The following is a 15,726-nucleotide window of genomic DNA, read 5'->3' as shown; positions in this document are numbered from 1 at the left end:
CGAAGAACGATACGCGGGGAGACGGGGCCTGAAAAGCCGCCGCGCTCCCCGCTGCGCAAAACTACTTGTTTACTTGTGTACCACCAGGTGATTGAACTGATAACCGGAGCTGGTGGCGGACATCTGGAAGCCCTCCACATAGGATTGCACTGCGCCGGTCACGCCGTTTTCATACAGGGGCAGGATGGCCGCATTGTCCAGGAAGATCTGCTCGGCCTGGGCGGTGAGCTCCGCCTGCTTGTCGGGCTCCAGCTCGTTGATGGCCTGCTCCACCAGGGAGTCAAACTGGGCATCGCTCCAGATGCCGTAATTGACCTCGCCGCCAGTGACCATGGCCTCCATAATGTCGGTGGGCAGCACGTCAGTTTCCCAGGTAATGGCAAACAAATCATAACTCAGGTCGTAGAAGCTGCCAATGGCAGTGCCAATCACATACTGGGTCAGCTGGATATTCTCCAGGCCCAAATTCTGCTTCCACTGGTCGATGATGGTCTCCAGCAGCAGCTTCTGCTCCGAGGTATCCCAGGTGATCAGCTCCAGCTGGGGCAGCTGAGAGACATCAGAGTAGCCCAACTCTTCCATGGCCGCGGCCAGATACTCCTTGGCCTTATCCACGTCGCCGGACAGAGGCACCGTTTCCACCGGGTACTCATCCACAAACTTGCCGCCGTCGGGACCGGCAAAGTTGGAGTCCACCAGTCGGTTATAGGCTTTATAACCGGGGTTTACCGCATTGACGGTGGCGGAACGGTCGAAGCCATAGTTCAGGGCCTGACGAAAGTTCTGATTGCTCAACAGTGCGGCGGTCTCCGGACTAGTACCCTGTTGATTGATCCACAGGAACATAATGCCGCCGCCCACAAAGGAGTTCAGGTACTCATTCAGGTGTCCAAAATACTGGCTGGAGATCTGCTCAATGGCGTCCACCTCGCCATTTTCGAACATGGCCACCTTGGTGTTGTCATCCTCCACCTCGATGAAGTGCAGGTTCTGGGTGGGGAAGGAATTGGCACTGTCCCAGTAGAGATCATTCTTTTTCAGCTCCATGGAGCTCTCCAGCACCCAGTCAGTGATGATGTACGGGCCGGAGAACAGCATGGTCTCCGGCGATGAGCCCAGCTGCTGGCTGCCTACCTGCTCCACAAAATCCTGGCGCAGGGGGTACAGGCCGCGCACAGCAATGGTGCGGTCAAAGGAGTTGAGCGGCCGCTCCAGGGTGATCTCCAGGGTCAGGTCGTCCAGGGCTTTCACGCCCACCTCGGCCCAATCGGTGATCTCGCGGGAATTATAGGCCGAGGCGTTCTTGATGGCAAACCAGCTGTATGCCGCCGGGCTGCCCATGTCGGGATTCAGCAGACAGTAGGCGCCGTACTCAAAGTCGTGGGCGGTAAGTGCCTGGCCGTCCGACCACTTCAGGCCGTCCCGCAGGTGGAAGGTGTAGACGGTATAGTCATCGCTGACCTCGTAACGCTCGGCAGCGTCGTACTGCAGCTCATCGCCGTAGAAGCGCACCAACTGGATCTGGGTCAGATAGAAAAGGTTAAAATCGTTGGAGCTCTGGCTCATAATGGGGTTCAGAGTCACCACACCATTGTAGGCCATGGTGAAGTCGGCGCTGACTCCATCTGCCGTGTTTGAGGTGCTTCCGGCGCTGGAGGCGCTGTCATCATTTTGGTAGGTGTTGCAGCCGGACAGGAGGCCCAGCAGCATCACACCGGTCAGAAGCAGGGCAATGCATTTTTTCATGGCGGTTTCCTTCTTCCTCAGATAAATTTATTGTTGTCGGGTCATGGGGCCAGCCATTCAGCTGCGGCTTCCGCCGCACAGATACTTGACACAGGCCACATCCTCCACGGCCAGGCCCAGCGCGTCAAACAGAGTAATCTCTTCCCCGCTGCTCCGGCCCGGGACACGCCCCAGCAGCACGTCGCCCAGAGAGCCCACAATGTGGTCCGGACCGATCAGTCCTTCCTGCAGGGGGACCAGATATTCACCGCACTCCTTGCGCATGGCCTCCACCTGATCGGCGTACAGTCTGGCTTTGGCCACCAGAGTACTGGTGACCTCTCGGGTGGTGGGCGTGAAAGCGCCCACGGCGTTGATATGGGTGCCGGGGGCGATCCAGTCGCTCTCCAAATATGGCTCCCGACTGGGCGTTACGGTGCAGACGATGTCAGCGTCGCATACCGCCTCCCGGACACTGTCTGCAGCGGTGACCGGAATACCAAATTTTTCCTCCATCTCCTGACAGTAGCGGCGGGCCGTCTGAGTGTTTTGATCATAGACGGTCACGGAATGGATATCCCGCACAACGGTCATGGCGGCCAAGTGAGACCGTCCTTGTGCTCCCGCCCCGATAATGGCTAGGCGGTGGGCATCGGGCCGGGCCAGCAGGTCGGTGGCAACGCCGGAGACCGCGCCGGTACGGATCTCAGTAATGACCGCCGCGTCGGCCATTCCCAGGAAGCTGCCGTGTTTTCCCTCAAATAGAAGCACATAGCCGATGTGGGATGGGTATTTGGTTCCCGCATTCTGGGGAAACGCTGAAAGCACTTTGGCTCCAAAGCAGTCCCCCAAACAGGCCGGCATAAACCCAAACTTCTCTCCGCCTGGCAGCAGGGCAATGGAGCGCAGCGGCTGGGTGTAATTCCCGGCCTCCAGCTCCCGCAGGCTGGTGCGCATCAGGTCGATACACACAGGCATGGTCAGCCGCTGGCGGACTTCTGCGGCCTCTACAATTGTCATGGGCGTCTCCCCTTCTCCAGCATTATGGTCTGCTTCATTAAATGTGCTCCAACTCATTGAGGTAGTTGTAAATCGTATATTTGGATACACCCATACGCTTGGCTACATAGGGGACGCTGCGCTGCAGGTGGAAAATCCCCTTCTCTTTCAGCAGGGCCACCAGCGCCATTCGGTCGCCCTTGCGCATCTGAGACATGGGCTTGTCCAGTTTGGCCTGGCAGGCATCGAAGATGGCATCCAAATCAGAGCGGTCCTCTGAGATAGAGTCCAATAGGCTGCCAGAGGACTCGGTAAAGTTCTCCAGCAGGCGGCGCATCGCCCCCATCACCGAGACATCATAGTTGATGCCAAGGGCATAATGGTACCCCTCGCCCCGCAGGTGGAAAGTAGAGGATTTGATATTCTTCCCGCTGGGGGTCACTACCATCTGGTTCAGGAAATCCTGATCCAGACTGGTCCCTTCCGGGTCATCCTGGATGGTATCCCTTCCATAAATACTCAACGTGGAGCCGGCGCTGCGTCCAGAGACGTGACCATTGAAAATCACCAGATTCTTCATCCGCTCACCCTCCATCTCATGGACTACCGTTTCACAGCTGTCGCCAAACATACTGGCAATCCCCTGGGCCAGACGGCAGAGAAACTCGAACGCCTCCTCTTGACGCATGGTCAGTCCCCTTTTCTGTGTCTCATTGGTAATGGGGTAATTATAATGATATCTCAACAAATTGTCAATATAATTTCAACAAAAAATAAATATTGGTCGAGCAGTGCGAAAATTTGCGAGCAGTTTACGCCGATATCGTACGGGTCTGTGGCCCGACAAAGTTGCCTTCGCAGAAAAAACGGCTGTTCCGGCTGCGTAGTTTGCTGGATTTTCGGCCGTTGGTTCTGACACTTTACTCCGAACAGAACAGCCAGCAGGTCAGTCGATGTAACTAGTGCTGGAAATATTTCATTCCGAAAATGAAAAAGGCCCCCCGGTACTGTGACCGGGTGGCTGATGGCAAGAGCTGCAAGCAGCGCGGGGGGAATCTGGTAAGGCTAGATAAGACTTCGGAGGGCGAAGCACCCTTTACTTTATAAAAAGCTGCAGGACAGGAAATACACCCATCTGCTTCTCTGGCATGAAATTTTCTATTTAGTAACAGTATCCATCGCTTTCTTGGCATAGACCGCCAGATTGTCCACCTCCACCGTCACCCTCTGCTCCCAGTGGTCGGCGCCGTTTTCAAAGGGGGCGTTTTCCAGGTCGTAGACCTGTACCATAAAGGTCCCGTTGCCCTTCGTCAGTAAGGAGCTGCGGTCAGCAGTTACTTCCAGCGCGAAAGTACCATCCAGGGTCTCGTTTTTTGCCCCGCCCTCCACCTGGACACTGCCGCTTATGGCCCGCCAGGAGAAGGTGACGGAGTGTTCAGGCGCTGGTTGGCTCCAAGGGAAATATAGAAGGTATAGGTGTCGCTGCCAGAAGGAACTATGAGGACTTGCCCAGCATCTTGGTACAATCATACCAAACAAAAGAGGATAGGAGGACTGCGCCGTGAAGCGAATACGATCATGAATGCTTCTTTTTTCCTGCTGTGCGCGGCAGTGGCGGCGGCACTGCTGTGCTTCCGCAGCTGGCCGTTGGGAAAGGCGGCCACCGTGCCGTGGCTCTGGCTTTTGGCATAGAGCAGGGTATCCAGCGGCAGCACCGATGTCTTGCTGCCCAGCCGCAGGGTCACCCGGTCCGGTCGGTGGTGCAGACGGAAATCTGTCTCCATGGCCTGAGCCAGCTCCGCCCGGTCCACCGGTTTCTAGAGGTACTGGATAGGGCGGACGGAGTAGCCGTCCTTGAGGCATTCCTGGCTGCTGGCGATGAAGAGGATGCTGGTCTGTTCATTCTCTGCCCGCGGATCTCAGGCCAGTTCCATTCCCGTCCGGCCTCCATCAGGATATCCATATATAAGAAGTTCAAACCGCTCCCCGCCGTCCGGCGCGGCGGCCAGCTCCCCGGCGCTGGACAAGGCAGAGATGGTGTGCTCCGACTTAAACCCGGTGAGAATCTCGCGGCACAGGTCGCAGATCTGCTCCTAGGCATCACGCTCATCCTCACAGGCCGCCACTCAGTATATATCTCCCGCCCTCTAGCTGCCTCATGGCTCCATTATAGATGGGGGATACCTGTTTGTAGAGGGCAGGCAGAGAGCGCCAGCCTTTTTGATGGGCCTTTTCTTGTCTATGCGGTGCAATTTTTGAGCTTCCATTGTCTATATTTATGTAGTGTTAGGCCAAATACAAAATTTTATATTTATATTTTACAAGTTCTTACTAATATCAAAAATCTGCATAAAAAGTAAAAGCCCCAAGGCTTTTCACAACGAAGATCCCTTCTTTTCGCCAAAAACATTCGGAAAGCAGGGTTCATTTAAGTTTCCAAAACGGCATTTACTTGGCCAAGGACCGTACCAATACAGTGGAATTCATCCGCTTCTTTCACCAAAATATCCTCATCAATTACATTTAGAGATCGAAGACGGCACTCTCCCTTCTCCTGGAAAAGGGTACGGATATAGTAAATGCCATTGAGACAGAACAGCCCCATCTCATTGTGCCGTGCCTGTCTTCTCTGGAGTGCCAGAATATCAAATTTTCGAAAGACAGGCAGATATTGATCTACTTGAATTTGAAAGCAAAAATCGGTTCCGTCAGGCAGATCTTTTTGCATGATGTGCGCGCTGCCCAATTTCGTTTGCATGAGAAATCCGGTGTGGAGCTTACGCACACCAGGCAGATAGCAGGGGAGGGTAAGCTGACTCTTGGTAATAGTTCGGGCATATTCCTCATTGATAATCAGCCGAACGAGCCGCTTTCCCTCTTCCGAAAGCTTTTTATATTTTTGAATAGAATCAATTTCTTCCGCATTCAGGTCCTGGTCATAAAGATTTCTTACTTGGCTATGTCCAAGATAATCGGAGTAAATATAATTGGCATCGACCTCCAACACATTGATTAGGGAAATCAGGATATCAGGTTTCGGGGTGCTGATACCATTTTCGTAATTGGCAATCGCTGAGGGAGTCACGCATATTTTAGCCGCCAGCTGGGGCCTGGTGAGGCCCATTTCCTGTCTCCTCTGCCGTAATCTATCTCCCAGGCTCATGTGAGGTCCTCCTTATCAGACGCTACAATCCCCATTTTCTGCCTCACAAATCTCTTGCCCGCAAAAAGAGGATAACAAGAAATTTGTAAAAATTGGTTTACTTTCAAAGATATTTGTTGTAAGCTAAGGGTGCTGAACGTGTTACATGGACATATGTACCACGAACGGCGTATTTAAGTATATCGATAATACTAAAGCAAAAGACAGCGCTTGTCAACCAGGAAATGTACGTGGCCCCCATAGGAACGGCTGGGCAATCTATCATTGAAAGGATATTTATTATGATATACGATGAAATCGCGGATACTCTGCTGCGCGCAGGGATTCCGGTCAATACAAAAGGGTTTATATATATTCACGATGCTTTAGAACTCATGGATAAAGATCCCTACTATTTTTCCGGAAAGATCTGTGCGTTATACGCAAAGATAGCCAAGCAGAACGGAGCCAGTTTCGCACAGGTAGAGCGCGGGATACGCTACGCTTTTGAGGGTGCCCTGACACGCGGGGATTCGAAATTGGCGGGGCATTATCTGGACCCCGTCAATACCCAAAGCTCCAATCAACTCAAAGTCTTGTTTCTGCGGTGGAAACAGGACTCACATCAGAGAGAGACAGCTTTATGCAATAATATGTCCGTATGCCGTGCGGAGATATACAACGAGATCCTTGCTGAGATGAAAGTTTTGACCTCTACGATCCGGCAGGCTGCATTAAGTGCCGTCTCTCAAAAAACAGCAGTGTAAGGAGAGCCCTATTCAATATGTATATGGGAGAGTTATGTGGGAATGAAGAGTGATCTGAAAATGCCAGCCCCTTCGCAGTGCTTCGTTCATAAACCTGACGAGAAGAGACAGCTTGAGCATTGTATAGAAAAAGCAATGCTGGATTTGCTGAGCAAATGTATGTTCGGCGGTATTATGATTACTTATAATGCTCCGGGCTTCCCCCTCTATTACATTGATGAACAGATGCTGTCTCTTTTGAATTATCCAAGCCAGACGGATCTCATCGCCGCTGTCGGGAAAGCCATGATCAATTGCCTTCGGCCAGAGGACCGCGAAAATGTAAAGGCAGAGATCGCACAGGCCCTTCTCGTTGGAAATAACTATACAACGGCATATAGAATGCTGTGCAGAGGCAAAGGCTATATCTGGGTAAAAGAGACAGGAGTACAGACGGTCTTACCCAATGGCGCATCAGTACTGGTCAGCCTATGCTTGGACATCACCGGTCAAATGGAGGCGCAGGCTGAATTGGAGTCCATCGTTCAATGTCCGATGGGCGGAATTTTCCGTGCCAGAACGGATCGGGATCTTACCTTGATCTATGCGAACGATCACTACTATGCTCTGCATGGCTTTACAAGGGAGACATTCCGCAACAAATTAAATAACCAAGCGATCCACTTGGTACATCCCTCGGATATTCCCTGGATTGAGCAGCGGCTGCGTAACGCCATAAAACAGAGGGAGTCAACGATCAGCTTAGAATATCGTGTAGTTCGTCCCGATGGGGAGGTCGTATGGCTGTTGATGAATGGCTCCTTTTCCGAGCAGCAAGGGGACATGCTTCTCACTGGCATGGTCATTGACATTTCGCATCAAAAGTTCATGGAGGAACGTCTCTGTTGTAAAAGTCGGCGCCAGCGCGCACTTTGCGTCCAAAATTGCGAGCCTATCAATTAGAATCTCAGCCCCAGGACCGGACCGAATATTTGTTTGTTATCGTCTGAGCCAGGCAGAGTCAGTTTTAAATCCCCATAGTGAGCGATAATCGCTTATAATATCAATGTTTGAGTCTTATATAGTTTCCCTTGTTTTTGACCTTACAGGCTGAAACAGGGGAACACTTTTACTCCCCGCAGGCTGCCTTGTCCAGCAGCTCCTGCATATCCTTGGGTGCCATATCTTTTGAGGCGAGCAACCAGATCGTCATCTGTCCGTCTAACAAGGAGCTCTCCCGTCTCAATGACCAGTACAGAAGCAGGCGAGGCTCCCATAAGCGGTTCATCCGGCAGTGCATCAACCGCGATGCCATCTAGGAAGCCCCTCCTGTTGATATGCCAACGCTGGTCTATGAAGTTCGCAGCAGCAGGAACATCCTGAACCAACTCCTCCGTACCGTCAGCTCCATCGGCCCGCTGGATGAGGCCAAGCTCCGCAGGGTGCTGGGACACAACCGGGAGATGGAGGGATGTATCGTGGAGGCTTACCCGAAAGGCTGACAGCAAAACACACCGCACAGCCTCACGGTCATTCGGTGCTTACATCAATTATAACATTCTCCGGTAAACACGAGGGAAGTGATGTGGTTTACTGTACTTCACCTTAATGCAAAGTCCGCTGTTATTTTGCTGTTTTCATGACCTTCCAGATATTGTACTGTCTTAAGATCATCAGAAGCGCAAATGAGCTCGGTGATAGGTGATATATGTGCAACATAATTTTATCTGAAAATCAATACTCCTTTTGCCTTTGGCCGGTATATCTTGTTCAATTATCAATGCCATACTCTTAAGTTAGATCTGTGGAGTGCGCTTCCGTACAGGGCCGGATCATTTTTATGCAGAACAATCTCGTCTCCTCCCTTGTAGACATACTGTAACTTTTTGTAGAATTTGAGATTTCCTATCTATACAGATCGTAAAAATACTGTTACAATTAGATAAAGACAAACTGTGAGCAGACATCGGGTTCAAATGCTCTGCGAAGAGAGCGCAGCTCGATTGTTAGAAAGCGAGTGACACTGTATGGAATTTCATGAACTGCTGGAGCGAATCGGGGTAGATGCACCGGCAACTGTGGCCAGATTGGGAGGAATGGAGTCGATTTTGAGGCGCTTTATCCTGAAATTTCCACAGGACCCGACCTTCAGCGCCCTGGCCCATGCCTATGATATTCGTGACATGAAGGCGTTGGAGCGCCATGTTCACACGTTGAAGGGCCTGACTGCTAATCTGGGTATCGAGCCGCTGCGCCAGCTGTCTGCCGAATATCTGGAGCAGATCAGAACCGCTGTGCCCCCTAGTGAGCTGACAACTTATCAACGCCAACTTACCCAGGAGTACCGCAGGGTCACCCAGAGCATCACCCAGTTCCTAGCGGAACAAACCGGTTGAAAGAAGGAACGCGGATGAAAAAAATCATGATCGTAGACGACGATGTGACCAGTGTGGCCATCGTCAAGGCTCTGCTGGAGCCAGAATTTGAGGTGGTCAGCGCCAATACTGGAGTAGAGGCCCTGGGCGAGCTTCAGCGTTCGCCAGATTTGAATCTGATCCTGCTGGATATGGTGATGCCGGGCGTCAGCGGCATGGACCTGCTCAAGGTGCTGAAAAAATCTGAAAACTGGTCCAATATATCCGTGATCTTCCTGACCAGCCTGGAGGGCGTGGATATTGAACTGGAGGGCTTTACCAACGGAGCGTCAGACTTTCTTCAGAAGCCTGTGAATGCAGAGCTGCTGCGGCTGAAGATCAAGCGCCAGCTGTTTATCCAGGATCTGAAAGCGGAGAACCAGCACTTACAAAAGACCTTGCAGACGCTGCACAGCCGGATCGACCAGGTATTCAACGAGGTCCTGCCGTGAGCCTCCCTTTGACGCTTTCCTGTGGGTTCAGCGGCCGGTAAGCAGGTCGACAAAAAGACGATGCGCGTGGCTCTGTGTCCAGAGGTATGCGCGTTGAAAAACTCCACATCCGACGTGAAAACTGAGAGGCAGGAAGGATCGTTTATGAATCAGAATCAAAACAGAGGGATCGATGCGCTCCACGGAGGCCTTGCTGTCTATGACGGGTCCACGGACAAATTTGTGTTTCAGTATTGCTCTGATACGCTTGTAAAGCTGATCTGCGGCGATCGGTCGGAATTTGAAGCGCTTACCCGTGGAAACGCCCTGCAGATCGTTTGCGAGTGCGACCGGGAGCAGGTGGAACAAGCCTTGCGCATGGCGCGGGAAGAGCATACAGAGCTCAGCACGCATTTCTGGCTGAAAAGCAAGGGCGGGCGTCAGATCTGGTGTCATCTGGTGGGATGGATGGTGGGAGAGGAGTTCCAGGTGCTGTTCTCCGGACTATCTCCGGAGGTCCAGCTGTTTCAGCACATTGTCAGTGAATCGGCGGACGATATTTATGTGATCGATTCGGAAAACTACGACCTCCTGTATGCCAACAGCCTGAAATCCAGGGGCGGAGCACAGAGCGCCTTCCCAGCCGGGAAATGCTACGAGGTGCTGCACGGCAGAACAGAACCATGTGAGTTCTGCTCCCTGTATTCAGGCGCGTCTGCACAATCGGAAGGTGTGGAAGTCCACGAACTGAACGGAAGGACCTATACGACGAGGACCCGGGTAACAGACTGGAATGGGACCCCGGCGTACATCAAATATGTACGCGATACGACTGAGGAACTGAAAGAACGCAGGGCAAAGGAGCGGCTGGAGCAGTATTTTCAGACTGCGGTGAAATATCTTCCCGGCGGCATGGCCGTGATCCGACATGATGTAGACGGAAGCATCAAACCGGAGTATCTCTCAGAAGGCTTTTCAGAAATGCTGGGTATGCGCCATGAGGACGCCTGGGCCATGTATCAGGAGAGCGCCCTTGCCGGCGTGTATCCGGACGATCAGGCGTTCGTTCGTGAGAATCTGGATCGCTGTATCAGCGAAAAACGCGAGAAATATGAGCTTGAGTATCGCCTGCAAAAGGGAAACGGGGAGTACATCTGGGTCAAGACCAAGGTGTCTGTCATTCAGTGCGACGGCGACTGTGTAAGGGTCTATGCCGATTATCACGATGTGACCGAAGAAAAAGGGTCAGGGAGCAGCTGCGCCAGCAGTATCAGGAGCAGATCTACCAGCACTACCAACTGGCCGGACCGGATGCTTTGATTCTTGGACACTGTAATATTACAAAAAATCAGATCCTTGAGATCGTGGACCACACAGACTCCGACCTTCTTTCCCTGTTTGGTTCGGAGCGGGAAAATTTTTTCACAGGGCTGGGGACCCTGATCGTCGATCAGGAGGAGCGAAAGACCTTTTACTCCAAATATTTGAACGAACCGTCTCAAAGAGCCTATGCCGCCGGCGACAGAGAAATCGTCATGCCCTGCTTTATCGACCTCCCGAAGCAGCGTGCCGGAAGATATGTCCAATTTAAGGTGCGTTTAGTAGAGATGCCGGATACAGGAGATATTACTGGTATCCTGACTGTGACGGACATCACGAAGGAGACGATACGAGATAAGATATTTTTAACGCTGTCCTCTGCGAAATATGACTTGGTGGCGGATGTGGATCTTCTTACCGACCAATATGAGATCGTGAGCGGTGGAGATGACAATATCCCTGAGATGACAGGCTGTAATTCTGAGCGCATCCGGAAAGTCGTGGAAGGAACACTGGCGAAGGGTTGGGGCGAAGAGGGATATGTAGAAAAGATGCTGGATCCTGCCACGATGTTGGAACGGTTAAAGGGGCAGGGAAGCTACTCCTTCATCTATTCTGTGTACAATGCCGCCGGTGAGATCCGAACGAAAAAAATGCACATTTCGGCCATCGATCTGCGGCTTGGACGGGTCTGCTTCATTCGGGCGGATGTAACGGACGTCTTGAACGCGGAGCGAAAGGCAAAGGAAGAGCTTGAAAGAGCACTGCGCGAAGCGGAAAACGCGAGTAAGGTGAAAAGTGATTTCCTCTCCTCGATGAGCCACGACATCCGTACGCCCATGAATGCGATCGTTGGTATGACGACCTTGGCCCTTGCGAACCTGGATAACACCGACAAACTGAAGGATTATCTGTACAAGATCTCTGTGTCATCCCAGCATTTACTCAGCCTGATCAATGACATTCTGGATATGAGCCAGATCGAACAGTCTAAAATACATCTGAACCTTCAAACGATCCATATTGAGGAGCTGATCGGAAATATATCCTCTATTATGACCTCTCAGGCGGAAAACATAGGCCTGTGCTTCAAAATTGAGACGAGTGTGTTCCAGCATATCAAATTTACCGGCGATGCGCTGAGAATCAAGCAGATCTTGATCAATCTTCTGAGCAATGCCTTCAAGTTCACATTGGAGGGCGGTATGGTCATCTTCCGTGTTGAGGAGATCAATGTAGAGAGGCACGGATGCGTACGCTACCGCTTCACAGTTCAGGATACCGGAATCGGCATCAGTGATGAATTCCTCAACCGACTGTTCGAACCATTTAACCGGAGCAAAAAGGTCTCCAAGGTGGAAGGGACCGGCCTGGGATTGAGCATCACCAAGGGACTGGTCGATTTGATGGGCGGCACGATCCAAGTAGAAAGCAAGCTGGGTCAAGGGACAAAGTTTGAGGTGGAACTGGAATTTGATCTTCCCTCTGATCAGGAACAATACTGCCGGGATGTGCCCGTTGAGGTGGAGCCTGGTGACTTGTCCGGCTATCATTTCCTGCTGGTAGAGGATAATGAGATCAATTCTGAGATACTGGGAGAGCTGCTTCAGATGTGGGGAGCCACATTTACACTTAGGTGTGACGGCCTTCAGGCGGTCAACGAGTTCGATCAGTCTGAGCCGGGAACATACGATGCAATTTTCATGGACATACAGATGCCGGTGATGAATGGCTATGAGGCAGCGAGAGAAATTCGGAAGCTCGCTCATCCAGACGCAGCATCCATCCCCATCTTTGCGATGACGGCAAATGCGTTTGCTCAGGATGTGCGTGACGCTTTGGAGGCCGGAATGAACGCTCACATCTCGAAGCCTGTTGAGATGGATCTGCTGTATAGTACAGTGTCGAAATATTTGAAGAAAAATGATCCAGCCCGTCGTTAAGAGCGAAACAATGCGTTTGTCTCACTGCCATGGAGCAGCAAATCGCAAACTTCAGCACTGTATCACTGTCAGAATAAGCACAGCAAAAGGTGAGGGATGTTCGGCTCCTTTTACTCACTCTGCAGAAAAGAGCCAGATGGTTTTCTTTCATGCCCTTCTCCTCCGGAGCCTTTCGCCAGCAGGTCGATTGACAGCTTCAAAAGAAAAGGCTCTGTCGCAGAATAGTTTTCAAAAATGAAGGCAAATAAAAAGTTACCGAGAACCCCGGAGCTGCGGTTCTCGGTAACTTTTTATTTATTCCATTTTTCTGTCTCAGACTGAAATCTGTATTTTGTGACTGGCTCTCTCAAAGCCGTCAGCACTGACGAATTTGATGAGAGAAGACTGTATCAATTCCATCAGATCATAGTTTTGCTCAGTCCCTCCGCACCGCCCGCAACGTCTTCTGGTAATTGGGGCAGCCATTGCGGCGGTCAAAGCGCCCTCCAGCCTCTTCTGCTCGACTCCAGAACCACTGGGTCAGGGCGGCACACTCATATAATCCGTCTACAGAACAGTCTGTGAAGTCGGGGAACTGCGGGTTTAGGTACTGTGCGCTTTGGGCCTGACAGAAGCCACCGCAAGGGCTGGGCAACCACATCCCAAGATACCCCGCTGGGGTGTTTCTATAAATCACTACTGGAACCAGTTTTATACGGCGCAGGAATGCACCTGGCATGACAAAACACACACGCAGCGCTCTCAGTATGAGCGGTATGTGGATAGCTGGCATCAGTTTTTGAATACAGTCTCTTCCAAGAACTGTTATCTCAGCCCTTCCAGTAAAGACGCACCTTCTTATGGGCTGCATACCACACTCAACAAACAGGGATAATCAGGCATGGCCCCATGCGGTCTGGCGTCAGAGCATATAGGATTTCTGCATCTGCTGTCAGCCACCAGAAATCGGGTCGGGTGAGCCAACACCTCAGAAATACGATAAAAGGGGCATTGTTCCGCTGTCACTTCACTTTATGTGTATATGATCTCCTTGTCTACAACTTCCATTGCACCGGCTCGGATATTGTTCATCTTACCGCTCCATGTCATTTGATCGGCGGCTTTCATCGTTTCGGTGATTTCCTGCGCCTCGCCATCTGTTGGATGATAATGTCCGCCCCTCCTGAAGAACGCTGAGCGCCAGACGGGCGGCCTGGGTAAAATGGACACAGCGCGCAGGTGCTGGTCTCCAATGCTTTTAAGTACAAACACACACCTCGCCTCCGCGGGAGAGCGGTCCCTCCCCCGTGGATGTCGGAAGATTTTCGATCTGTCCATACCGATAGATAGTATATTATAGCAAAATACCCCCGCATTGCAAAGAAAATCCCCCGGAAAGCCCACGGAAAATGCCGCGCCCCGCTCCGCATTTTTTACTTTCCCAGCAAGTGGGCCCTGACAGCCACTCTCCGGCCCCGGAACCCCCTTTTCTCCCCCGTCATAGACTGAACCAGCAAAGAATGGAGGCTGACGCCATGAAACGTGAACTGAATTTCTGGGTGCTGGGCGGGGACCTGCGCCAAGCCTGTCTGGCCCGCCTGCTGGCGGAGGACGGCCACCGCGTCCATACTTACGCCCTGAGCGGCAGCGTGGTCACGCCCACGGAAAACCTGACCCTGGCCGACTCGCTGGACGGGATCGGCCGGGCAGACTGCGTGGTCCTCCCTCTCCCGGTGGCCGGGGCCGAGGGGATGGTCAACACCCCCCTTACCCGCTCTGCCCTTCCCCTGGCCTCTCTGCTGGATGCCCTCTCACCCCCCCAGATCCTGTGCGGCGGCCGGGTAGACCCGGTCTCCGCCGCTATGGCTGACGCCCGGGGGCTGATCCTTCGGGACTACTTCGCCCGGGAGGAGCTGGCGGTGGCCAACGCAGTCCCCACGGCGGAGGGGGCGGTCCAGCTGGCTATGGAGCAGATGCCTGTCACCATCCACGGGGCTCGGGTGCTCATCACCGGCTTCGGCCGGGTTGGGCAGGCCGCGGCCCGGCGCTTCGCCGCCCTGGGAGCCCGGGTCAGCGTGGCCGCCCGGCGGTATGAGCAGCTGGCTCTGGCGGAGAGCGAGGGCTACGGCGCAGAGCAGATCGGCGGTCTGGACGGCTGGCTGTGCGGCTACGATCTGGTGGTCAACACCGTCCCCGCCCCGGTACTGGGGGAGACGGAACTGAAAGATCTGCGGCCCGACTGCCTCATCATCGACCTGGCCTCCAAGCCCGGCGGGGTGGACCGCAAGGCCGCCGACCGCCTGGGACGTCAGGTGATCTGGGCCCTGTCCCTCCCCGGCAAGGTGGCCCCTGTCACCGCTGGCGGCGCCATTCGGAGCACCATCTACAACATGCTCCACGAGCTGGACGTGTGATATCTGGAAAGGAAGGCTGCAATATGGAACATAAAACTGTGGGATTCGCGGTGTGCGGCTCCTTCTGCACCCACCACAGGGCCATGGAGGCCCTGGAGGCGGTGAAGGCCCGGTATGACCATGTCATCCCCATCGTCTCTGAGGTGGTGGCAGACACCGACACCCGGTTTGGCACCGCCCACGACCTGATGCGGGAGATGGAGCGCATCTGCGACCACCGGGTGATCGCCACCCAGAAGGAGGCGGAGCCCATCGGCCCCAAGGGCCTGCTGGACCTGCTGATCATCGCCCCCTGCACCGGCAGCACCCTGGGCAAGCTGGCCTGCGGCATCGCCGACACCACCGTCACCCTGGCCGCCAAGGCCCACCTGCGCAACTGCCGCCCCATCCTGCTGGCTCCCTCTACCAACGACGGGCTGGCCGCCTCGGCCCGGAACCTGGGGCAGCTGATGTCCCGGAAGTACATCTATCTGGTCCCCTTCCGGCAGGACGACCCGGAGGAGAAGCCCGCCTCCCTGGTGGCCGACTTCTCCCTGGTGGCTGATGCCGCCCAGGCCGCCCTGGAGGGCCGCCAGCTCCAGCCGGTGCTGCTGGGGCCCCCCGCCCCCCGAGC

General features: G+C 53.5%; 17 protein-coding genes. 9 read left to right on the top strand and 8 right to left on the bottom strand.

The genetic code is table 11. The features are described 5' to 3' along the window. Positions 1-69: 69 nt before the first annotated feature. The 6 genes from NE584_RS04715 to NE584_RS04690 form a co-directional block, all read right to left on the bottom strand. A complete protein-coding gene (locus NE584_RS04715) occupies positions 70-1,746 on the bottom strand; it encodes a peptide ABC transporter substrate-binding protein (protein ID WP_050623825.1) in 1,677 nt (558 codons plus the stop codon). A 57-nt stretch (positions 1,747-1,803) separates the two neighbouring features. Next, on the bottom strand, positions 1,804-2,745 hold the full coding sequence (locus NE584_RS04710; protein WP_157954733.1) for an ornithine cyclodeaminase family protein: 942 nt from the start codon (positions 2,743-2,745) through the stop codon (positions 1,804-1,806). Between the two features lie 37 nt (positions 2,746-2,782). Next, positions 2,783-3,412 (bottom strand): transcriptional regulator, encoded by a 630-nt coding sequence (locus tag NE584_RS04705; protein WP_108980803.1) that lies wholly within the window; start codon positions 3,410-3,412, stop codon positions 2,783-2,785. 470 nt (positions 3,413-3,882) lie between these two features. Next, positions 3,883-4,113 (bottom strand): hypothetical protein, encoded by a 231-nt coding sequence (locus NE584_RS04700; RefSeq protein ID WP_108980802.1) that lies wholly within the window; start codon positions 4,111-4,113, stop codon positions 3,883-3,885. A 137-nt stretch (positions 4,114-4,250) separates the two neighbouring features. After that, positions 4,251-4,508 (bottom strand): hypothetical protein, encoded by a 258-nt coding sequence (locus NE584_RS04695; protein ID WP_133248304.1) that lies wholly within the window; start codon positions 4,506-4,508, stop codon positions 4,251-4,253. Between the two features lie 644 nt (positions 4,509-5,152). Then, on the bottom strand, positions 5,153-5,887 hold the full coding sequence (locus tag NE584_RS04690; protein WP_050623820.1) for an XRE family transcriptional regulator: 735 nt from the start codon (positions 5,885-5,887) through the stop codon (positions 5,153-5,155). Between the two features lie 281 nt (positions 5,888-6,168). Here NE584_RS04690 and NE584_RS04685 point away from each other — a divergent pair, with 281 nt between their 5' ends. Both NE584_RS04685 and NE584_RS04680 read left to right on the top strand, forming a co-directional pair. Beyond that, on the top strand, positions 6,169-6,633 hold the full coding sequence (locus NE584_RS04685; protein ID WP_157954732.1) for a sporulation initiation factor Spo0A C-terminal domain-containing protein: 465 nt from the start codon (positions 6,169-6,171) through the stop codon (positions 6,631-6,633). Between the two features lie 42 nt (positions 6,634-6,675). Then, the gene (locus tag NE584_RS04680) at positions 6,676-7,575 is read left to right on the top strand and encodes a PAS domain-containing protein (RefSeq protein WP_108980799.1); all 900 of its coding nucleotides are present in this window, start codon (positions 6,676-6,678) and stop codon (positions 7,573-7,575) included. A gap of 166 nt (positions 7,576-7,741) precedes the next feature. Here the strand turns inward: NE584_RS04680 and NE584_RS04675 are convergent, their stop codons facing one another. Then, a complete protein-coding gene (locus NE584_RS04675; protein WP_050623817.1) occupies positions 7,742-7,927 on the bottom strand; it encodes a hypothetical protein in 186 nt (61 codons plus the stop codon). A 22-nt stretch (positions 7,928-7,949) separates the two neighbouring features. On the opposite strand from NE584_RS04675, the gene NE584_RS04670 reads away from it, so the two are divergent. From NE584_RS04670 to NE584_RS04650, 5 genes are all read left to right on the top strand, one after another. Then, on the top strand, positions 7,950-8,114 hold the full coding sequence (locus NE584_RS04670) for a hypothetical protein (RefSeq protein WP_157954731.1): 165 nt from the start codon (positions 7,950-7,952) through the stop codon (positions 8,112-8,114). Between the two features lie 525 nt (positions 8,115-8,639). Beyond that, positions 8,640-9,008 carry an Hpt domain-containing protein gene (locus NE584_RS04665; protein WP_108980798.1) on the top strand — a complete coding sequence of 123 codons (369 nt, stop codon included), beginning with the start codon at positions 8,640-8,642 and terminating at the stop codon, positions 9,006-9,008. Between the two features lie 14 nt (positions 9,009-9,022). Beyond that, positions 9,023-9,478: a PleD family two-component system response regulator gene (locus NE584_RS04660; protein ID WP_108980797.1), complete on the top strand. Its 456-nt coding sequence runs from the start codon at positions 9,023-9,025 to the stop codon at positions 9,476-9,478. 144 nt (positions 9,479-9,622) lie between these two features. Beyond that, the gene (locus NE584_RS04655) at positions 9,623-10,777 is read left to right on the top strand and encodes a PAS domain-containing protein (protein ID WP_157954729.1); all 1,155 of its coding nucleotides are present in this window, start codon (positions 9,623-9,625) and stop codon (positions 10,775-10,777) included. Further along, the gene (locus NE584_RS04650; RefSeq protein WP_108980795.1) at positions 10,774-12,720 is read left to right on the top strand and encodes a hybrid sensor histidine kinase/response regulator; all 1,947 of its coding nucleotides are present in this window, start codon (positions 10,774-10,776) and stop codon (positions 12,718-12,720) included. The genes NE584_RS04655 and NE584_RS04650 overlap by 4 nt, the downstream gene beginning before the upstream one ends. A gap of 1,011 nt (positions 12,721-13,731) precedes the next feature. On the opposite strand, the gene NE584_RS04645 is transcribed toward NE584_RS04650, so the two are convergent. Next, positions 13,732-13,971 (bottom strand): TnpV protein, encoded by a 240-nt coding sequence (locus NE584_RS04645; protein WP_050623813.1) that lies wholly within the window; start codon positions 13,969-13,971, stop codon positions 13,732-13,734. A 263-nt stretch (positions 13,972-14,234) separates the two neighbouring features. Here NE584_RS04645 and NE584_RS04640 point away from each other — a divergent pair, with 263 nt between their 5' ends. Then, the gene (locus NE584_RS04640; protein ID WP_077138730.1) at positions 14,235-15,113 is read left to right on the top strand and encodes a dipicolinate synthase subunit DpsA; all 879 of its coding nucleotides are present in this window, start codon (positions 14,235-14,237) and stop codon (positions 15,111-15,113) included. A gap of 23 nt (positions 15,114-15,136) precedes the next feature. Then, a partial coding sequence (locus tag NE584_RS04635; protein WP_256181980.1) for a dipicolinate synthase subunit B occupies positions 15,137-15,726 on the top strand: 590 nt, incomplete at its 3' end.

The sequence above is a fragment of the Clostridium sp. DFI.5.61 genome (genome assembly GCF_024462915.1).
Taxonomy (GTDB): domain Bacteria; phylum Bacillota; class Clostridia; order Oscillospirales; family Oscillospiraceae; genus Lawsonibacter; species Lawsonibacter asaccharolyticus.
This window is presented reverse-complemented; position numbering and strand designations above follow the sequence as displayed.